The sequence below is a fragment of the Enterococcus sp. AZ128 genome (assembly GCF_051714485.1).
Taxonomy (GTDB): domain Bacteria; phylum Bacillota; class Bacilli; order Lactobacillales; family Enterococcaceae; genus Enterococcus_A.
The window spans coordinates 1,153,741-1,174,206 of sequence record NZ_JBIORZ010000001.1 but is presented as its reverse complement, the minus strand read 5'-3'; the positions used below and the strand labels follow the sequence as shown (position 1 = coordinate 1,174,206).

The 20,466-nt window shown below is 39.2% G+C and carries 22 protein-coding genes; 18 read left to right on the top strand and 4 right to left on the bottom strand.

All coding sequences use genetic code 11. From position 1 onward, the window contains the following. Positions 1 to 5: 5 nt before the first annotated feature. The 9 genes from aroC (at position 6) to IGI38_RS05680 (ending at position 10,130) form a co-directional block, all read left to right on the top strand. Positions 6 to 1,166 (top strand): chorismate synthase, encoded by a 1,161-nt coding sequence (aroC, locus tag IGI38_RS05720; protein WP_438727751.1) that lies wholly within the window; start codon positions 6 to 8, stop codon positions 1,164 to 1,166. 16 nt (positions 1,167 to 1,182) lie between these two features. Beyond that, the gene (locus tag IGI38_RS05715) at positions 1,183 to 2,256 is read left to right on the top strand and encodes a prephenate dehydrogenase (RefSeq protein WP_438727749.1); all 1,074 of its coding nucleotides are present in this window, start codon (positions 1,183 to 1,185) and stop codon (positions 2,254 to 2,256) included. Positions 2,257 to 2,260: 4 nt separating this feature from the next. Next, positions 2,261 to 3,532 carry a 3-phosphoshikimate 1-carboxyvinyltransferase gene (aroA, locus tag IGI38_RS05710; protein WP_438727747.1) on the top strand — a complete coding sequence of 424 codons (1,272 nt, stop codon included), beginning with the start codon at positions 2,261 to 2,263 and terminating at the stop codon, positions 3,530 to 3,532. A gap of 97 nt (positions 3,533 to 3,629) precedes the next feature. Further along, complete coding sequence (locus IGI38_RS05705; protein ID WP_438727745.1) at positions 3,630 to 4,139, top strand: shikimate kinase; 510 nt, start codon at positions 3,630 to 3,632, stop codon at positions 4,137 to 4,139. After that, complete coding sequence (gene pheA / locus IGI38_RS05700) at positions 4,139 to 4,987, top strand: prephenate dehydratase (protein WP_438727743.1); 849 nt, start codon at positions 4,139 to 4,141, stop codon at positions 4,985 to 4,987. The genes IGI38_RS05705 and pheA overlap by 1 nt, the downstream gene beginning before the upstream one ends. A 96-nt stretch (positions 4,988 to 5,083) precedes the next feature. Then, a complete protein-coding gene (locus tag IGI38_RS05695; RefSeq protein ID WP_438727741.1) occupies positions 5,084 to 6,271 on the top strand; it encodes an LCP family protein in 1,188 nt (395 codons plus the stop codon). A gap of 79 nt (positions 6,272 to 6,350) precedes the next feature. Then, positions 6,351 to 7,196: a DegV family protein gene (locus IGI38_RS05690; RefSeq protein ID WP_438727739.1), complete on the top strand. Its 846-nt coding sequence runs from the start codon at positions 6,351 to 6,353 to the stop codon at positions 7,194 to 7,196. A gap of 195 nt (positions 7,197 to 7,391) precedes the next feature. After that, positions 7,392 to 7,871, top strand: coding sequence for a DUF6530 family protein (locus IGI38_RS05685; RefSeq protein ID WP_438727737.1), 480 nt, complete (start codon positions 7,392 to 7,394; stop codon positions 7,869 to 7,871). A 24-nt stretch (positions 7,872 to 7,895) separates the two neighbouring features. After that, a complete protein-coding gene (locus tag IGI38_RS05680; protein ID WP_438727735.1) occupies positions 7,896 to 10,130 on the top strand; it encodes an AAA family ATPase in 2,235 nt (744 codons plus the stop codon). A 42-nt stretch (positions 10,131 to 10,172) separates the two neighbouring features. Here the strand turns inward: IGI38_RS05680 and IGI38_RS05675 are convergent, their stop codons facing one another. The 3 genes from IGI38_RS05675 to IGI38_RS05665 are packed head-to-tail and all read right to left on the bottom strand — an operon-like array spanning position 10,173 to position 12,024. Beyond that, positions 10,173 to 10,712, bottom strand: a complete 540-nt coding sequence (locus tag IGI38_RS05675) for a TIGR01440 family protein (RefSeq protein ID WP_438727733.1) — start codon at positions 10,710 to 10,712, stop codon at positions 10,173 to 10,175. Between the two features lie 23 nt (positions 10,713 to 10,735). Then, positions 10,736 to 11,230, bottom strand: coding sequence for an ECF transporter S component (locus tag IGI38_RS05670; protein WP_438727731.1), 495 nt, complete (start codon positions 11,228 to 11,230; stop codon positions 10,736 to 10,738). Continuing rightward, positions 11,227 to 12,024, bottom strand: coding sequence for a bifunctional hydroxymethylpyrimidine kinase/phosphomethylpyrimidine kinase (locus IGI38_RS05665; protein WP_438727729.1), 798 nt, complete (start codon positions 12,022 to 12,024; stop codon positions 11,227 to 11,229). Before IGI38_RS05665 ends, IGI38_RS05670 begins: the two co-directional genes overlap by 4 nt. A 288-nt stretch (positions 12,025 to 12,312) precedes the next feature. Between IGI38_RS05665 and IGI38_RS05660 the strand changes: the two genes are divergently transcribed. The 5 genes from IGI38_RS05660 (at position 12,313) to IGI38_RS05640 (ending at position 15,141) form a co-directional block, all read left to right on the top strand. Further along, positions 12,313 to 13,260 carry an IS30 family transposase gene (locus IGI38_RS05660; RefSeq protein WP_438725454.1) on the top strand — a complete coding sequence of 316 codons (948 nt, stop codon included), beginning with the start codon at positions 12,313 to 12,315 and terminating at the stop codon, positions 13,258 to 13,260. 37 nt (positions 13,261 to 13,297) lie between these two features. Further along, positions 13,298 to 13,507, top strand: coding sequence for a hypothetical protein (locus IGI38_RS05655; RefSeq protein ID WP_438727727.1), 210 nt, complete (start codon positions 13,298 to 13,300; stop codon positions 13,505 to 13,507). Positions 13,508 to 13,609: 102 nt separating this feature from the next. Beyond that, the gene (locus IGI38_RS05650; RefSeq protein WP_438727725.1) at positions 13,610 to 14,515 is read left to right on the top strand and encodes a helix-turn-helix transcriptional regulator; all 906 of its coding nucleotides are present in this window, start codon (positions 13,610 to 13,612) and stop codon (positions 14,513 to 14,515) included. Positions 14,516 to 14,528: 13 nt separating this feature from the next. Beyond that, on the top strand, positions 14,529 to 14,828 hold the full coding sequence (locus tag IGI38_RS05645) for a YciI family protein (protein WP_438727723.1): 300 nt from the start codon (positions 14,529 to 14,531) through the stop codon (positions 14,826 to 14,828). A 16-nt stretch (positions 14,829 to 14,844) separates the two neighbouring features. Further along, a complete protein-coding gene (locus IGI38_RS05640) occupies positions 14,845 to 15,141 on the top strand; it encodes a YciI family protein (protein WP_438727721.1) in 297 nt (98 codons plus the stop codon). A 49-nt stretch (positions 15,142 to 15,190) separates the two neighbouring features. Here IGI38_RS05640 and IGI38_RS05635 read toward each other — a convergent pair whose 3' ends face one another. Then, positions 15,191 to 15,757, bottom strand: coding sequence for a hypothetical protein (locus IGI38_RS05635; protein ID WP_438727719.1), 567 nt, complete (start codon positions 15,755 to 15,757; stop codon positions 15,191 to 15,193). 126 nt (positions 15,758 to 15,883) lie between these two features. Between IGI38_RS05635 and IGI38_RS05630 the strand changes: the two genes are divergently transcribed. The 4 genes from IGI38_RS05630 to IGI38_RS05615 all read left to right on the top strand — a co-directional run bounded on the left by IGI38_RS05630 (position 15,884) and on the right by IGI38_RS05615 (position 20,462). Beyond that, the gene (locus tag IGI38_RS05630; protein ID WP_438727717.1) at positions 15,884 to 17,419 is read left to right on the top strand and encodes an ABC transporter permease/substrate-binding protein; all 1,536 of its coding nucleotides are present in this window, start codon (positions 15,884 to 15,886) and stop codon (positions 17,417 to 17,419) included. Next, positions 17,420 to 18,373: an ABC transporter ATP-binding protein gene (locus tag IGI38_RS05625; protein WP_438727715.1), complete on the top strand. Its 954-nt coding sequence runs from the start codon at positions 17,420 to 17,422 to the stop codon at positions 18,371 to 18,373. Positions 18,374 to 18,375: 2 nt separating this feature from the next. After that, complete coding sequence (locus tag IGI38_RS05620; RefSeq protein ID WP_438727713.1) at positions 18,376 to 19,701, top strand: dihydrolipoyl dehydrogenase family protein; 1,326 nt, start codon at positions 18,376 to 18,378, stop codon at positions 19,699 to 19,701. 74 nt (positions 19,702 to 19,775) lie between these two features. Beyond that, on the top strand, positions 19,776 to 20,462 hold the full coding sequence (locus tag IGI38_RS05615; protein ID WP_438727711.1) for a hypothetical protein: 687 nt from the start codon (positions 19,776 to 19,778) through the stop codon (positions 20,460 to 20,462). Positions 20,463 to 20,466 lie beyond the last annotated feature (4 nt).

Genomic DNA, 20,466 nt, shown 5'->3' with positions numbered 1-20,466 from the left:
AGTTTATGCGTTACTTAACAGCTGGAGAATCTCATGGACCAGAATTAACCACAATAATTGAAGGTGTTCCAGCAGGACTAACACTTTCCATAGAAGCAATCAATCAAGAATTAGCCCGCAGACAAGGCGGCTACGGTCGCGGCGGACGGATGAAGATCGAAAAAGATCAAGTCCGGATTACTTCCGGTGTTCGACATGGCAAAACACTTGGCTCACCGATCACCATGATCGTAGAAAATCTCGATTGGAAAAATTGGCAAAAGGTCATGTCTGTCGAAGCAGTCGCTGAAAAAGATGAGAAGTTGCGCCGTGTTTCAAAACCGCGACCAGGTCATGCCGATCTAGTCGGCGGGATGAAATACGGACATCGTGATTTGCGGAATGTCTTAGAACGATCTTCTGCTCGTGAGACAACCATGCGTGTAGCGATCGGAGCAATTGCTAAACAAATCCTAGCTGCGATCGATATTGAGATCGCAAGCCACGTTGCAATATTAGGCGGAATCGAAGCCAATGTTCCAGAAGTATTAAGTGTCGAAGAAATCAAAGCAAAAACCGAAGTTTCAGAGGTCAACATGGTTGATCTAACAATCGAAGACTCAGTCAAAGAATTGATTGACCAAACGAAAAAAGCTGGCGATACCATCGGTGGTGTTGTAGAAGTACGAACAGACAATGTACCTGCAGGGTTAGGTAGTTATGTTCAATGGGACCGCAAGCTGGATGGTAAGATTGCTCAAATTATGATGAGCATCAATGCATTCAAAGGCGTTGAATTCGGTATCGGCTTTGAAGCAGCTCGTCAACCTGGTTCGAAGGTCATGGATGAGATCATTTGGGACGATGGCTACAGCCGGACAAGCAATCATCTTGGAGGCTTTGAAGGCGGGATGACTAATGGTGAACAAATCATCGTTCGCGGTGTCATGAAGCCGATCCCGACTTTGTACAAACCATTGATGAGTGTTGACATCGATACAAAAGAACCCTACAAAGCCAGTGTTGAGCGTTCAGACAGCACGGCAGTTCCAGCCGCTTCAGTAGTGGCGGAACATGTGGTTGCTACTGTACTAGCAGAAGAAATTTTAGAAAAATTTTCATCAGATACGATTGATGATTTAAAACAGGCGGTATCTGAATATCGCGAAGAAATCAAAAATTTTTAAGAAAGAGGGGACGTCTATGAGAAAGAAAGTGTTCGTCTTAGGGCTTGGTCTAATCGGCGCTTCACTTTGCAGAGCTATCAAGAATCCTAAAATTGAGTTATTCGGCTGGGATTATTCGGATGAAACCCGCGAGATCGCTAGTGAAGTTGGATTAGTCGATCAAATTGCTTCCATTAAAAAAGCATCTGAGATGGATATTATTATTTTAGCCGTACCCGTCTTATCTACGCTTCACTATTTGCATGAGCTGGCGCGCTTACCCTTAAAAGAATCAGTAATAGTTACAGATACCGGCAGCACGAAGAACGAGGTTATGAAATTGGCTCAGATACTGCCCTTCACTTTTATCGGTGGACATCCAATGGCCGGCTCACATAAATCAGGAGTTAGAGCAGGTAATCCGAATCTTTTTGAAGAAGCGTACTACATCTTGACACCGCCTGAAGGAACAGATGTCGAACCATTGATGGAATTACTGGAACCGACTCGAGCGAAGTTTGTTGTGATTGAACCTGAATCTCATGATGAAATAGTTGGGGTATTAAGTCACTTGCCGCATATCGTGGCGTCAGGTTTGGTAAAAATGAGTGATCAGTTAACAGAAGATCATCCTCGCGCAACACAGCTTGCGGCCGGTGGATTCCGAGATATTACTCGAATCGCTTCATCAGACCCGCAAATGTGGACAGATATTTTATTAACGAATCGTTCGATTTTACTAGACTTGATTACCCGTTGGCAGAATGAAATGTCGAATATTCGGGAAAGCTTATTACAGGAAGATCAGCCAGCAATCTACAACTTTTTTAGCCAGGCTAAGCATTCTCGAGATCACTTGCCTACAAAAGATCGCGGTGTTATTCCAGCATTCTATGATCTTTACATCGATATTCCGGATATCGCAGGAGCGATAGCTAAGGTAATGACGCTCATAAGCGAGGCAGATATCTCTATTATTAACTTAAAGATTCAAGAAACTCGAGAAGATATTTTCGGAGTTTTAGAACTTTCATTCAAGAATCAAGCAGATTTGGAAAAGGGACAATTACTAGTTGAAGAAGCGGATTTTCGTTGTCGCAGAAGGAGTTGAACAAATGAAACTATTGGAAACTAAAACAGGGCTAACTGGTACGTTGACCGTACCAGCAGATAAATCAATTTCACATCGTAGTATTATGTTTGGGGCAATCAGTCATGGGAAGACGACAGTTCACAACTTTTTAAGAGCAGAAGATTGTCTGAGTACAGTTGCTGTCTTTAAAGCATTAGGAGTTACGATTAGTGATGATGGAAAAGAGATTATCGTTGAAGGAAAAGGTTTTGAGCATTTACAAGCACCGCAAGAAGTCTTGGATGCAGGAAACTCCGGTACAACGATGCGCTTGGTCTTGGGAATTTTGACAGGTCAGACTTTTCATTCGAAAATTACTGGTGATGCGTCGTTAAATCGTCGGCCGATGGAGCGTGTCATGGGACCGCTCAGAAAGATGGGTGGACATTTAAAAGGGGAACTAGACAGTGAATTTCCTCCTATTATAATTGAGGGAAGCGAGTTGACAGCGATCACTTACGAAATGCCGATCGCAAGTGCACAGGTGAAATCAGCGATCCTTTTTGCTGCATTGCAAGCAAAAGGAATTACTACTATTATTGAAAAAGAAAAATCACGCAATCATACAGAAGAAATGATCAAACAGTTTGGTGGGGAAATCTCAGTGGAAGATAAAGTAATCACTGTCCCCGGCGAGCAACGACTAATTGGACAAGAAGTAACCGTGCCTGGAGACATTTCATCAGCTGCCTTCTATCTGGTAGCAGCTAGTTTATTGCCAGACAGCAAACTTAAACTAAAACATGTTGGGGTAAACCCAACTCGTACTGGTATTTTAGATGTTTTACAAGAAATGGGGGCTGATATCCAAGCAGCAGACATTGACCAGCAAAACCAAGCAGCGGACTTACTAATCAAGACGGCGCCATTAAACGCTGTTGAAATCGGCGGAGAAATTATTCCGCGTCTAATCGATGAACTCCCCGTCATCGCTTTAGCTGCAACCCAAGCGAAAGGAACTACTATCATACGAGATGCACAAGAATTAAAGGTCAAAGAAACGAACCGTATTGACGCAACAGCTCAAGAATTGAACAAATTAGGGGCTGACATCGAGACCACGGACGACGGGATGATCATCCATGGACCAACTAAGTTACATGGAGGAGTGGTTGACAGTCATGGCGATCACCGAATCGGAATGATGCTTCAGATCGCAGCTTTATTAACAAAAGAATCTGTTGAATTAAACAACCCAGAAGCCATCAATATTTCTTATCCGAACTTTTTCACGGATTTAGCCTCATTAATATAACTCTATAGTTTGAAAAGGGTGGGAAATCTGTATCCGATATAAAGACTGAAGCTTTTTTTTGAAAAACAAGTACTCAAAAATGAATGGAGAATGCCTAATGGAATCAATCGTCTTAATCGGCTTCATGGGAGCCGGAAAAACCACTATTAGTAAAGAACTCGCAGATACGTTGAATGCCCGTGTAGTAGATATGGATGACGTTTTAGTTGAACGGATCGGTCAGCCAATCAGTGATTACTTTGAAGAACATGGAGAAGATTCCTTTCGCGAACATGAAACGAATCTGTTAAAGGAAGCTTTAAATGAAGAATCTGTTATTGCGACAGGCGGCGGTGTCATCTTGCAAAAGGAAAACCAAAAAGTATTGTCTGATAAGTTAGTAGTCTACCTGAAGGCGGACGCTAATGTTCTTGTAAAACGAATTCGTGAAGACAAAGTAAATGTTCGACCATTAGCAATTAAAAATGACGATGGCGATTTAAAACGTCTATTCTTTTCAAGAGAAAAACTCTACGAGAAATTAGCGAAAATCACTGTGGATACTTCAGAGAAATTACCAAAAGATATCGTAAGTGAAATCATCCAACAGGTTGAGGTTGCCTCTTAATGAAAGTTGGCTATTTAGGACCTAGAGGGTCATTCACCTATAGTGCCGCAGCAAATTTTTTTAAAGAAGATGTGCTTTTACCTTATGATTCATTGACTGCTTTATTAGAGGAGCAGAGAAAAGGCACATTGGACTATTGTGTCGTTCCTATCGAAAACACAATTGAAGGCTCTGTATTGCCGACACTAGATTTAATTTTCCAGACATTACCAACGATTCAAGCAGAAATTGTCTTGCCAATCCAACAGCAGTTAATGGTTCATCCCGCTCATGCGGAATCTTGGCAGGAGACGGAATTGATCTGCAGTCATCAACAAGCACTGGCTCAATCGCAAGTCTTTTTAATGAATCATTTTCCAACAGTTGATATTGAACAAATCGGTTCTACTGCTCAAGGTGCACAAAAGGTAGCCGATAATCCTGACAAACGATATGCGGCGATCGGATCATGCGACGCGGCAGAACAATTTGGTTTAACGATAGTACAAAAAGATATCCAATCAATTAGCGAGAACGAAACACGCTTTTGGGTGTTGGGTGATTATCCTGTGGTAGGAGATCTGAACAGCGGAGAAAACAAAGCGACGATTCTATTTGATTTAGCTTCAGATCATCCGGGGGCACTTTATCAATGCTTGGCGATCTTTGCTGCCGAGAACATCAACCTTACCAAAATCGAATCTCGCACACAAAAAACAAAATTAGGCGAATATTTCTTTATTATTGATTTAGAGACACCAAAGGATGAGAAGCTCAGCAAAGTGCTGTTTCAATTAAAAGAACAGAATTTTGCGGTCACTCTAATTGGTGATTATCCAACATATCTTCCAAAGGTTAGAAAATCTTAGTAGTTAAGGTTTTCTAATTTTTTTTGATAAAAATAAGACAAAGTGCTGATGATTTGCTATTTTAATAATAATAGTAATGAGATGAAGAGGTGCACTATGAGCCGAATGGACAAATATAAAAAGATTCACGATGAGAGTCAGAAGGAAGATAAGCAACCTTTTGGCTTTCGTCGTGAAATGAAGAAAAATGAAAAAGCTGAACAGGAAAGACCAAAGTATTACGAAGAACCTAAAGTTGAAGATCCAAGACAAACGTATCAAGATTCTGAAGAAGAGTTCTATTACGAGGATCACTATCAAGAACCAAAGAAAAAACGGTTCAACTTTAAACTTCCGACACTTAAAAATCCATTTAAACGAAAACCGAAGAATCCTTATGAACAGAAGCCGAAGAAAAAGAAGCGTTGGCGCAGAAGGTTAATAATGGTGCTGATAGCCATTTTAGGATATTCTGTAATTTCTTTTGGTATCGGCAATTTTGCTGCAAAACACGATTCTTCTATGCCAAAGATTGAAACACAGGAATTTAATGGTGCAACATCAGAAAATGGCAAGCGAAATATCTTACTCCTAGGTAGCGATACTCGTGATAATGTCAGTGGTCGATCTGATTCAATGATGGTGCTTCAAGTTGATGGGTTGGGAAAGCCTAAGCTTGTTTCCTTTATGCGAGATATGTATGTTAATATACCTGGTGTTGGGCAGAATAAACTAAATGCCGCCTATGCGTATGGCGGAGCTGACCTTGTTCGTCAAACTTTAAAAGAGAACTTCGGTATTGATTGTCGCTATTATGCGATGGTGGACTTCCAAACCTTTGAAAAGGGAGTAGATGCACTTTTCCCTCGCGGTGTTCAAATCGACGCAGAAAAAGATATGAGCTCCTACATTGATGCACCAATCAGTAAAGGCCCACAAAAAATGGATGGCCATACATTGCTGAACTACGCCCGCTTCAGAATGGATGAAGAAGGAGACTTTGGACGTGTGCGTAGACAACAGCAAGTCATGCAGTCCGTTTTTGGACAGTTGATTAATCCTTTAGTATTATTACGCGGACCATATGCTGCAGGTAAGATTTGGGGGTACTTATCGACGGATATGCCAAATACTTATGTGCTGACGCATCTCCTTCATTTTGCCAAGGCTGTCGGAGGAATCGACCGTTTGACATTGCCAGTAGATGGTTCATGGTCATATATCGATACGGACAATGCTGGCAGCGCGTTGGCAGTCGACACAACCCAAAATACACAAGCTGCTCAAGAGTTTTTAGGGAAGTAACTGGATTTTGATTCCCATCAATCTATGAGTATGCTATATTATAATTATTGTAAATTTTGATTGAAACGAGGAAGCTATTATGAAATTAGCGATCGTGACAGATAGTACTGCCTATCTGAATGAACGCGTGCGCAATCATAAAGATTTATTCATCATTCCAATTCCTGTAATCATTGATGATCTGCCTTTTGATGAGGGAGTAGACATTGGCTATGAAGAATTTTATCAAAAATTGAAAAGCAGCAAGGATTTCCCAAAAACTTCTCAACCGGTTTTAGGTGAAGTCTACGAATTATTTCGCTCAATCAAAGAGCAAGGATACGATACAGTGATCAGTATCCATCTGTCAGAAGGTATTTCTGGATTTGTCCGTACACTGACAGCAATTAAAGATGATATCGAAGGTTTGCAGGTTATTCCTTATGACTCTAAGATTACTAGTGTCCCTATGGGTTATATGGTAGAAAAAGCCTTAGAAATGAGCGATGAAAAAAAATCTTTAGATGAGGTGTTGAGCGCGATTGATCAGATTCGCGATACAACCAACGCTTATATCATCGTCGACGATTTAGACAACTTAGTTCGAGGCGGACGATTGACCAATAGTGCTGCGATCATTGGTGGTTTGTTGAAAATCAAACCAATCTTGACCTTTGAAGAAGGAAAGATCGTTCTGGCGGAAAAAATCCGCTCATTGAAGAAAGCCTTGCAACGTACTGAGGAAATCATTGAAGAACGTCGTCGAGAAAACAAAGATGAATTACGAATCTTTGTGATCCATGGCAATAACCCAGAACTAGCCAAACAAGAATACGATAAGCTGCGTCAAAAGTATCCTGATGCAACGATTGACATCGGGACATTTGGTCCAGTTATCGGAACTCATTTGGGAGACAAAGCAATTGCTCTTGGCGTTGCAAAATAATCACAATGACTCACTAACATGCTTAGTGGGTTTTTTTGTTTTCCTTTAATATAAGTTAGTTGCAAAATTCAACCGAATTGCGTATTCTGGCTTCATCAGTAGTTTAGTAATTTAGTAAATTACTAAACTACTTTGAACAAAGTTATCACTAATATGATGTAAAATGAAGGATGAACAAGTTAGGAGCGATTTTCAATGAAGATACCAACAAATTTAAAACACAAACCGGTCTTTTTAGTAGAGGATTACGATAAAATTGATGGACACCATGCTTGGGAAAGCGATGCAAAAGGTTTAACACTTGGGTTAGCCCAATGGAATGATCGTGGGAGAGTAGATATTTCAGGAAAAGTTTGGCGCCATACAGGGGAGAAATGGTCACGCCAATCAGAAGAGCTGCCAATCACTCGCATTTTAGATTTAGCCATTTTAGTAGCTCAATCCAGTATCTATCTGCAAGATGCGTATCGTTATGAAAAGTTTTACGATCCCGAAAATCCAAAGGTAGATATCATTGGACTCCAAGGTGGTCGAATGGATGTCAAAGTTGATATTGAAAATCCGAAAATTGACGAAGACATTATCTTATTCAATGATACGATGAATAAAGATGGGGACCTGATCGCACAACGCTATCGTACATTAAAACGTCTTCTAGACGAATTAGGTTATTAGAAATTGAATTACGAGGTGAATAAAATGGACCAATCTTTTATCATTACTGAGGGACGGAAGTTTACAAAAGTCGAAGAACAAATGATTTGGCGTAAACCAGCCAGTCATAAAACCAGTCAGGAAGAACTGCGAATCGCATCAGAAATTAAAAATAATTGGCTCGATCCTGAAATGAAAATCATGAACGTGTTGTTGGAAGGTGATGCGGGGTCTGGTAAAACGCAACTTGCACGCGCGCTTTCTGATGATTTGCATTTACCTTATACAAAAGTAACTTGCTTTGCTGATATGGATAAAACGGATATTTTTGGTGCACTATTGCCTGTTGTCAGTACAGATAGTAATGATGATCAAGAATTATTGGAAGCCATTTATCAAACAGATTCTTTACAAGAGGTTTTATCAGTTATTCAAAAACATTTTCAAATTGATCCAGATCAAGCAAAAGAGCGATTAACTAAACTGATCGAACGAATTGATCACGCTGAAACTACGACAAACATTGAGTACAAATTCTATCCTTCAGAAATTGTTCGTGCAATGCAAAAAGGGTATCTTCTGGAAATCCAAGAACCTACAGTTATCCGGGACGCCTCAGTTTTAGTAGCTTTAAACTCAGCGTTGGAACCAAACGGGTTACTGAACATCCCAACTGGAATCATTCGCAGACACCCTGATTGCGTGGTGATCATTACCACTAACCGAAATTATCAAGGGAATCGTCCGTTGAACGAATCATTGCGTGACCGAGTACAACATGCAGAGAAAATGGATCTTCCTTCCATTGAGATCATGATCGAGCGTGCTATGGCTAAGACAAATTTTACTGATCACGAGTACTTAGAAATCATGGCTGAAATTATTCGTTTACTGGATGAAACGGCAAAAGCTAATGCTATCAAAGGTGTCGCTGGTATGCGCTCATATTTTTTCTGGGTCAATAGCTTGAAACAGGAACAGGATCCTTTGGAAAGTATTTTTCCGAAAGTTTTATACAAATTGACCACAGACGAAACAGAGTTGAAAATTTTACAGGATACTTTGGAACAGAGTAAGCTGTTAACCGAGCTTCAACAAGTAAAAAATCAGCGGAAGTTACAACAGGGGAGAAGAATCAGCCAAATAGAAGCTGATCAGCGTAATATTTGGGAAGAAGCAGAAGAGGCAACGTTGAAAAGCGAGGCAATCGAGAAGGAAACTGCTGCAGAGCATGAAGAAATAAAACCAGAAGAGATGACTGCAGAAGAGAAGGATAATAGGCCTAAAGCTACAACGATTTCTGAGGAAACTGAACGAGGGAATGCCGAGGCAGAAAGTACAAATGCCACAATTGACGAAGAAGATAAAATCGGATCGGCTATGTCGTTAGATGAAATGACCGAAATAGACAAATTGAAAAGAAAGGAATTAAACCGCGAGATTCGTGAAAGTCTAAAAGAAACAATTCATGCGAAGGAAGGAACAATTCTCCATCGCCCAAAGATCAATGAGTCCGCGATTCAAAATGGTCAAAACCTTACACAAAGTGTTTTGCCAGAAGTAGAAAGTTTAAGTCGTGTGATCAATGATCTATTAAACAAAGAAATCAGCAACGATTATGCCAGCGGAAAATATTATGGTGCGCGATTTAATCCGGGCCATGTTGCATATGGTGATCTGAGAAATTTCGATAAGAAAAATCCGCCAAGTGAACAGCCTTCACTGGCCTTAGCGGTACGGGTCGACGAATCTGGATCGATGCTGCGAGACGATCGAATTCAGAATGCCAAGTTAGCAGCAGTCGCTTTGAGCCTCTTTGCTGAGAAAACTAATATTCCGCTGATGTTATATGGTGATTCTGCAGATCTCAGCCAACGAGAAAAAACATCGATTTATTCATACAAAGAGTTTGATGACAGTTATGACTTTATGGCAGCCAAGATTTCTACTATGAAACCACGACAAAATAATCGTGATGGTGTCCCTTTAAGATTATTAGCTGAAAAACTTAGCCAGCAATCCGCGGACACAAAAGTGTTGCTTTCTATTAGTGATGGTCAACCAAAAGCCTTGCCCGATTATACTGGAGAAAAGGCCAGACAAGATATTCAATCAGTTTTAGATGATTATGAACGAAAAGGTGTCCTTTTTATTGCTTGTGCTATTGGCGAGGACAAAGAACAACTGCGAACTTTATACGGTGATAATAATTTTGTTGATATTTCCGATATTTCAACATTACCGCAGCAGCTCCTTCAACTAATTGCGCGATTTATATAAAAAAATATCCTGCATGATTTCATGCAGGATATTTTTTTATAATTAGTACGTTGCACGAGGACCACCAATATATTTTGGACGGCTACGTAATGCTGTCACGTGAGCCCCGCCTAATTCTTGGATAGATGGACGAACAGGGACTTGAACATATTTTACATGCATACCGATTGAAGTATCACCGATATCAATTCCAGCTTGCGCAACGATATGCTCTACCTCAACTGGATCAGCAAACTGTTCAAACGCAGCTACAGAACAAGCCCCGCCAGCATGCAGCGCTGGCTTAACTGAAACAACTTCCCAATCTTTTCTCTCGGCAAGCTCCCGTTCGACAACGATAGCACGATTGATGTGTTCGCAGCCTTGTACAGCTAGGTAAATTTTTTGGGGATCCAGAATAGATTTTAATGTTTCGATCACCCATTGCCCAACTTCTTGACTGGAATTTTTACCGATCGTCCCGCCGACGATCTCACTCGTAGTGCAACCTAGTATAAAGGTGTCGCCAGCCTTAAGTTCGGCTGCATCTAGAACATCATTAATAATTGTTGTTAGTTGTTGCTGGATTTTTTCTTTTTCCATCTTGAATAACTTCCTTCTATTAACTATTTATATTGAGGATGGCGTAGAACCCTTTGCAATGCATGAAAGAGGGGAACTGTCACCGCGATACCAAAAATATTTTGAATACAATTACTTGGTAATGAGGCCAAACCTGCTGGCCAGCTATATAATAAACCCGTTGCAAAGGCATAACCAATAACCATGAATAAACTAGCGAATAAAAAACCGAAGACAAGTCCTTTTCTATTTGGGTGCTTATTATATAGATACCCTAAGATAAATCCTTGGATTCCATGAATGATGATCGAAAAGAGGGCCCATTCTGGATAGCCAGAAATCATGTCAATCATTCCGCCGCTCAACGCCCCGACTACTAATCCGCCACTGGGACCAAAAAGCAAGGCGGAAGCATAGATTCCCACTTCGCAAAGTGTTACAAAGCCTTTTGTTGCAGGAATTGGGATGATAAATAAGATTGAGAGGGTTACAGTCAATGCTACCATCATTGCTAATTTAGTCATCTCTTTTGTTTTCATGTCATCACCTCCGTGGTTACACTTTCACCGAACCAGACATTTCCTTCACCATTTTTTAGCGTAAGGCCTTTTTGAATTCCTTGATAAACATATTCTTTACTATCAATGATGCTTGTGATTAAATCCTTCCCTAAAATTAAATTCGAAGTAATGGCTGAAGCAAACATACAACCAGCACCGTTAATAGCGGCATTTGTTAATTTAGGTTTAGAGAAAAATTCTAAATTTACACCATCATAGAATAGATCAGAAGCTAGATCACCAGAAAGACGTTCGCCACCTTTGATTACCACAGAATTTGCGCCCAGATTAACTATCTTTTGAGCCGCTTGCTCCATGTCATGCAAATTAGTGATCTTTTGTTGACTCAATATTTCAGCTTCCTTCAAATTTGGCGTAATCACTGTAGCAAAAGGAAACAATTCAATTAATTTTTTGCGGTAAGTATCGCTATATACATGGCTTGTCTCTTTAAAAGCCATTACTGGATCCAGTACGATTGGACCATTGAACGCTCGTAAAAAATCGCGTATGATTTCTAATGAATCTAGCTGATGGATCAATCCAAGTTTAATTCCGTCTAAAGTCAGATTCTCATTGATTGTGTTTAATTGTGCGCGTAAAAGCTCAGTCGGCAGGTCACTTATTTCAAATTGATTATTTTTGACGACCGCTATACATGTAATCGCCGTCAAACCAAATAAATGGTAATTTTCAAATGTCTTTAAATCCGATTGCAAGCCGCCACCTGCTAAGGTATCTGAACCTGCAATTGTCAGCACTGTTTTAGTCATAAAAAAACTCCTCGTGTTCTACATCAATTATAGGTGGTGCAATAAATTATTATCGTTAATGATTCTTATTATAGAGTTGTGAAATAAAAAAAAAACAGCCAATTGGTTGTTTTTTATCTCATCCAATTCTAAGTGGAAATAGTTGTTTCAAAAGAAGAAATACGTTAGCATAATCATGAGAAAGGGGCTCATGTATATGCTGAATTGTAATATTAATCGCAACAAAGAACCCATCAAAAATTTCTAGTAAAATGAGTTTAGGATAACAAACTACTAGGAGTGATTTTGATGGGTTCACACAAAAAGCTTACACGAGATAATCGAAAATGTATAGAGACGATGATTTATGATGCCAAGAGTATTCAAGAAATAGCGGACAGAATTGGTGTTAGCCGAACAACGATTGATCGTGAGTTGAAACGAGTACCCGAAGATTTGATCTATAATGCCGACAATGCGCAATTAGATGCGGAAATGAAGCGCAGTGCCTGTGGTGCGAAGTCCAAATGGACTTCTGAATTCGCTTATCAGATTGAATGTGATCTTGAAGACAGCTGGTCCCCTGAACAAATTGCGAATGATCGTCAAATAGTTTCATTCAAAACCATTTACAATTGGCTCTATGCCGGTATTCTTAATGTGTCTAAACAGTGTCTGAGACATAAAGGCAGAAGACAAGAAAAACAAGAAGAGGCACGAGGCAAAATGACTGTAGGGCATACCATTGATGAACGCCCAGCTTCTGTGTCAACTCGAGAAGAATTTGGACATTGGGAGTTGGACACAGTTGTTTCTAGCAGAGGGGAAAGCAAAGCCTGCGAAGCAACGTTTATTGAACGGAAAACACGCTTTTATTGGGCGATCTCAATGAGGGATCGTACCGCGAAGTCAATGGCACAAGCGATTAAAGCTTTTGTGCAAGACCTAGGGAGTCACAAGGCATTTTTAAGCTTTACGGTCGACCGTGGGAAAGAGTTTTCTTGCTGGAAAGAAATTGAGAAAGATTTAGACGTACCTATGTATTTTTGTGATCCATACTCCCCATGGCAACGCGGATCTAACGAAAATGGGAATGGTTTATTTAGAGAATTCTTCCCTAAGGGAACTGATTTTTCAAAGGTACCCCCTACGGAGAAACAGGAAGCATTACGCAAGATAAATATGCGTCCTAAAAAAACATTGAACTGGAAAAATTGTTGGGAAGTCTTTCAAGAAGAAATGTTGCAATTAATTTGACAATTCAGCTTATAATAAAGTAGAGGAGTGAAGTAGTTTGGAGAACTATGAGTTAACAGATTATTTGGCTGCAAAGAAATCGTTAGCTTCGACATTGCATAAAATCGAACAAGCGGTTAATTCTTTAGAGGAAAAACAATTAGCTGGACGAAACATGAAAGCGCAAATCACTTTATCGCAAGAACGCGTAAAGGCGTTGAAGCTTTCACTCGCACTGATTGAAAGAGAAATTATAAAATTGTCTTAAAAAGAGGGAAAGCATGACAGAAAATGTTTCTCCTCTTTTTTTAATATGACAGCTAGTTGTCACATTAACATTGCTATAGTTTTATTGAAAGGAAGGAATTTTATGCAGCTTGAACGGTTGGTGAGAATGATTTTTTATATTGTCAGCCATAAGCAGGTCACTGCAAAAGAATTGGCGGATTACTTTAACGTTTCGACACGCACAATCTATCGAGATATTACAACCTTGACTTTATCGGGAATTCCCATCATATCCCAAAAAGGATCTGGTGGTGGTATTTCGCTGATGGATGGGTATGCTTTAAACAAATCTTTTTTGACTACTGAGGAACAAGTCCAAGTTTATCAAGGGTTGCAAATCTTGCAAGCGTCAAATTATCCAGATGCAGAACAAGCGCTAAATAAAATTGGTGCGCTCTTTGATCAGCCGTTGTTGGATGATTGGCTGGAAATTGATTTTAGTTACTGGGGGAGCAGCGATGATGAAAAAATTACAATCGCAGATTTACGAAGAGCCATCACTCAAAAATATATATTAACTTTCGAATATTTTAATTCTGAGTTGCAGCACTCTGAGAGAACGGTCGATCCGCTTCGCTTGATCTTCAAATCGCACGCTTGGTATATCATCGGTTATTGTCATCAAAATCAAGGATTTAGAGTTTTTCGTCTATCACGTATGAAAAGAATCCATGTTACAGTCGAGACTTTTGAACGAGTACTACCTGACGGTTTCTCCTTAGCCAATTCTTCATATGGTGCAGAGTACACTTCATTCAAGTTACAATTTTCACCAGAAATGGCTTATCGTCTATTTGATGAATTCCAAGAGCAACAGGTTGAAAGAAAGGATGATGGAAACTATTTAGTTCAGGTTCAGTATCCATTGAATGAATGGACATATCACAGGTTACTATCGTTTGGCCCTTATGTGGAAGTTATCGAACCCGTGGAAGCACAACAAGAATTGAAAAAGCGTGCATTAAAAATTGCAAATAAGTATGAATAAAAGGAGGGAGATTATGGAAGATTATTTATATGTAATGATGATCAAAAAAACTAAAGAATACCGAAAATTAAATAAAACAGGGGTAACTGCACATGTCGAAAATTTAAGTAAACTAGATGCTGAAGGCAACATTGAACTTGCTGGTGCATTTAAAGGATATCCAGGAATGGCTGGAATGTTTGTTCTTAAAGCAAAAAGCTACGATGAGGCAGAAATGTTGTGCCAAAAAGAACCACTTGTTGTTGCAGGCTATGCTACTTATGAACTTCATCGCTTGCAAGTTGCAAATAAAGAAAATGATTATTTGTTATAGGAGAGGAGTAAAAAAAATGAAAGAAGGAAGTATGTTGTTTGTCCGAATTGATTACAAAAGTGGTGCCGGCGAGGTTATCGAACAAGTTGCTCTTGCTTCAGCACAGTATTTAAAAGATCTGTCAGAAAAAAGATTTCTGACGGCAGGAGTTTTTGGAGATATGCTTACTGAGAAGATAGATGGTGCGATGGTGGTATTTGAGGCGGAAAATTTAGAAGAAGCTAAAATGATTTCTGATGCTGACCCCGTCTTTCAAAGTGGTCTTTATCGTTATGAACTGAAGCAATGGCATGTAATGATAAACTCTGATTGAACAGTGATCAAAAAAAGAAACGACCACTAAAAAGTCGTTTCTTTTTTATTTAGATCGATCGAAAATATTCTAGCATTTCTACTGTCCGGTTTCTAGTGGGGGCATTTAGAGAAACTAATGCTTCAGAAACGTCGCTTGTAGAGGCTTCTTTTAATAAGAGCAAACGATTGATTAAACGCAAGTCTTGACGGCGTACTTTAGGGAAATGTTGCATCAGTACTTGATTAAAATCAGCATTCATTTGGTTGATTCCGATTAATGGATCTTTTTGAATGGTGTAATTGGTTAAATACCGTTCGAAATCTTGTAATGCTGACGAGGACTTTTCGGGAACGAAGCCATTAGCCCAGGCCGCAGTTACTAAGACAAAGCTGTCTGTTTCAGATAACTCCTTCTGAAAGCCAATAATGGACGCATTCAAAATTTTTTCTTGCAAGATATTAAAAACAGAGGACTCATTTTCTTTGATTCGCAAGAAATAGTTAGTGAACCCGTCACTGTTCAATAAATTTAAATCAATAGCTTTAAACCAGTTATAATGATGAGAATTCAAATAAGAATAAGTTTTCTCTTGTTTAGTTCGTTGGATTTCTTTTAACTCATCGATTGTTTTCATCTTTTTCCTGCTTTCTTTATTAAGAGATACTTGTCATTATACTACTTTTTATTCGAGCCAATCTTTTTGTCTCCCTTTTTGATTAAGTTATACTGAAAATAGGTCATAATTTTGAGAGGATATTTTATGAATGAATTAATTAATACTTTTAGTGAAAGAAAAGACGATCTCTTATCAGCGATTTTTGAGCATTTAGCAATTTCTCTAAGTGCCTTACTAATTGCTGTAGTAATTGCAATTCCGTTAGCAATCTTATTAAGCCAACGAAAAAAAATGGCAGAGGTTGTCCTGCAAATAACGAGTATTCTACAGACAATCCCTTCTTTAGCATTATTAGGATTGTTGATTCCTTTTGTGGGTATCGGAACAGTTCCCGCATTGATTGCTTTGGTCGTCTATGCATTACTACCGATTTTTCAAAATACTTATATAGGTTTAGCAGAGATCGATCCATCGATCGAAGAGGCGGCGGATGCATTCGGCATGTCTCGTATGAGAAAACTAATACGAGTTGAATTACCAATGGCGATGCCAGTGATTATTTCAGGAGTTCGTACAGCGCTGGTTTTAATTATTGGTACTGCTACATTGGCAGCATTGATCGGTGCTGGAGGTCTCGGTACGTTTATTTTACTTGGTATTGACCGAAATGATCCAAATTTAACATTGATCGGTGCCATTAGCTCTGCTCTACTAGCGATTATTTTTAGTACCTTGATTCGTTTTTTACAGAATCGAAGCGGGAAAGCCACTTTAATTGCATTAGGTGTAATTTGTGTAAGTATTGGCGGAATCTTTTTTGCACAGAATAATTCAATTGGAACTGAGACAGTAACGATTGCCGGAAAACTGGGTTCAGAACCGGATATTCTAATTAATATGTATAAAGAGGTTATCAAAGATGAGGATTCTTCCATAAATGTTGAGCTGAAACCAAACTTCGGAAAAACCAGTTTCTTATTCAGCGCAGTGAAGAGTGATCAAATCGATATATATCCTGAATTTACGGGAACGGTCTTAGAGAGTCTTGTTAAAGTCCCTAAAAACACGCCGGATAATTTATCACCGGAAAAGACTTATCAAGAGGCAAATAAACTATTGGACTCACAATTTGATATGCACTTATTGAAACCTATGGATTACGAAAACACCTATGCTTTAGCAATGAAGAAAAGCGAGGCTGAAAAACGTGGTATTACCAAAATTTCCCAGCTTCAACCACAGCAGGATCAATTAAAAGCAGGATTTACACTAGAGTTTATCGATCGACAAGATGGCTATCGAGGAATTCAAGATAAATATGGAGTGAAATTAAGTTCTGTTCAAAGTATGGAACCAGCGTTGCGTTATCAAGCGATTAATAACGGAGATGTCGATGTGATTGATGCCTATTCTACAGACAGTGAAATCAAACAGTATGATCTAGTGACATTAGAAGACGACCAGCATCTTTTTCCACCGTATCAAGGAGCACCTTTAATGAAAAAAAAATTTGCAGATCAACATCCAAAAGTTGTTAAAGCATTGAATCATCTGGCCGGAAAAATCACGGAAGACCAAATGATTGAAATGAACTATTTAGTTAACGTGAAGAAGGAACAACCAGCAAAAGTTGCTCATGACTTCTTAGTGAAAGAAAGAATCATTGGGGAGGAGAAATAGATGGAAGCGATAATTGAATTTAAAGATGTTAGTAAAGAGTTCGAAGGGAATGTTGTCCTAAAAGACTTGAATTTCTCAGTCAAGAAGGGCGAGATTTTTGTTTTAGTCGGACCTTCTGGAAGCGGGAAAACGACTTCATTGAAAATGATCAACGGATTGATTGAACCGACTGACGGCAACCTCTATTTTAAAGAAAAGCGAATTAAAGACTATAACATTCAAAAACTACGTTGGCAGATTGGTTATGTTCTTCAACAAATTGCTCTGTTTCCAACCATGAGTGTAAAAGAGAACATTGAAGTGATTCCTGACATGTTGGGCTGGGATAAAGAACGCCGTAATAAGCGAGTAGACCAATTGTTAAAAGAAGTAGATATGGATCCTGAACAATTTAGAGACCGGATGCCCAGCGAGTTATCTGGTGGTCAGCAGCAACGGATCGGAATTATCCGTGCTTTAGCGTCAGAACCAGACATTGTTTTGATGGATGAACCCTTCAGTGCGCTTGATCCAATCTCACGATCGAGTCTTCAAGATCTTGTATTGGAGCTGCATCAGAAATTAGGTAATACTATAATTTTCGTAACTCATAACATGAAAGAAGCGATGAAGATCGGCAGCCGAATCGCTGTGATGCACGAAGGTAAGTTGATTCAATGTGATACACCTGAAGAAATCCAAAGGCATCCCGCCAATCAGTTTGTAGAAGAATTCTTTGATGAAACGACGGATGAGGTCTATACTCAAACTTTGGAAACTCTTTACAATGGTGGTTTTTATCAAAAAGCAGAGAATATTGATATCAAATTACCAAGTTTATCCACGGAAACTAGTTTAAGTGAAGTCTTTGATTTATTAGCTGATCAAAATGCTTTTACTATTAAAAAGAATGGAAAAATAATTGGTTTGATTAATCGAAGCGATGTTTTCCGCTTTTTGAGTCAGGAGGGTTAATAGTGAAAAAATATGATGCAATCGTAATCGGAAGCGGGCCTGCTGGAAATGCTGCTGCGTATGGATTAAAGGAACAAGGGAAGAATGTGGCGATTATTGAAGCGGACTTGTGGGGAGGAACTTGCCCCAATCGCGGCTGTGATCCAAAAAAAATGTTGATGAGCGGCGTTGAAGCTCAAAAACGAATCAAAACGATGATCGGAAAGGGATTTGAACAAACCCCTAAAATTATTTGGAATGATTTGATGACTTTCAAAAAAAGTTATACTGATTATGTTCCCCAAAATACCAAAGACGGTCTAGATGCCGCTGAGATTGACCGTTATCACGGACAGGCAAGTTTCATTGATGAAAATCGAATTATTGTTAATGACCAAAATTTGACGGCCGATCAATTTTTGATTGCCACAGGGCAACGACCAGCGGTATTACCAATAGAGGGACAAGATTTACTGCAAAGCAGTACTGATTTTTTAGCTATGGAACATTTGCCTGAGAAGCTTGTCTTTATTGGCGCTGGATACATCTCCTTTGAACTGGCAGTGATCGCTAATGCAGCGGGTTCTGAAGTTCATATCATCCATCATAATGACCGCCCCTTGAAAGAATTTGATCAAGAGCTGGTGTCCAGTTTAGTCGAACATATGAAGTCAGAGGGAATTCAATTTCATTTTAATGTGGATACAACGGCAGTTGAATTGATTCATCCTAATTATCGAATTACTGGTGAGAATTTTGACTTGGTTGCGAATATGGTTATCGGTGCCACCGGACGAATTCCTAATGTCGAAGGATTGAATCTTGGAAAAGCTGGTGTCGTATATGACAAAAAGGGCATTAAGGTTGATGAGCATCTACGAACAACTCAGCATAATATTTTTGCTTGCGGTGATGTAGTAGCGAAGAAGCAACCGAAACTTACTCCGGTAGCAGGCTTTGAAGCTGGTTATGTCGTTCATGCTATGGCTAATGACACTGAAGCGATTGAGTATCCATTGATTCCAACAATCGTATTTGGCGACCAACGATTGGCCAGAGTTGGCTTAAGCGAAAGAGAGCTTGCTACTCATCCAGAAAAATATCATTCAGAGACAATTAATTTATCTAGCTGGTACACGTATCATCGCATCAATGATCAAAATGCTAAGATCAAATTTGTTTATGACGAAGAAAATAGAATTGCTGCTATTAGTTGCTTAAGTCAACTAGCGGATGAAGTGATCAATTACCTTTTGATCATCTTGACAAAAAAAATGACCCACAAGGAAGTCGAACAATATATTTTTGCTTACCCAAGTCCAGCAAGTGATCTTTCATATTTTATTTAAAACAGAGGGCAACCTCTGTTTTTTTTATGATAGATATGCTAAAGTTTACGAAAATACGTTCCCATGGTGAGATTATGAAAACAACACTAACACAAGAAATAGAGAAGGCTCTATATTATTATTGTATTGAACTTGGCGGTATTGTTGTCGAGGAGGTAACAATGCCGGATGAACAAGGAATTGTTGATACACTGGCTTGCTTTTTTAAACCCAAGGCAACGGAATGGCGTTGCTATGAACTAAAAGTCACAAAAGCTGATTTCTATTCAAAAGCTAAACTTTCCTTTATTGGCCATTATAATTATTTTGTATTAACAGAGGAACTATATCTAAAAGTTCGCGATGATATTCCTAATGAGATTGGTGTATTAGTGTATCGGCCATACGCTAGTGTGGAAGAGCTACCTGCTGAAGGAACTTTTTTTATAGCTAAAAAACCATTAAGAACAGAATTGCTAGTAGACGAACTGGCACTGACTCAACGCTTTATGGCTTCTTTATTTCGCGAGGTACAAAAGGCTAAAAGAATGTCTTATGGGACAAGTTTCTTTTCAACCGAACAACTCTATAAAGAATTGCGTCGACGTTTAGACGAAAAGGACAGCTTGCAGGAGACTAACTATTATCAACGGTTTATTGAAGATGTTCAGTCTGCTCGAATTGAGAGTTTGGAGGAAGAACTACAGGCGTTGGAACAAGATTATAAATTTTTACGCCAACAAAGACAAGTACGTCGACGTCCGACTGAACCATTGGAGTGATTCT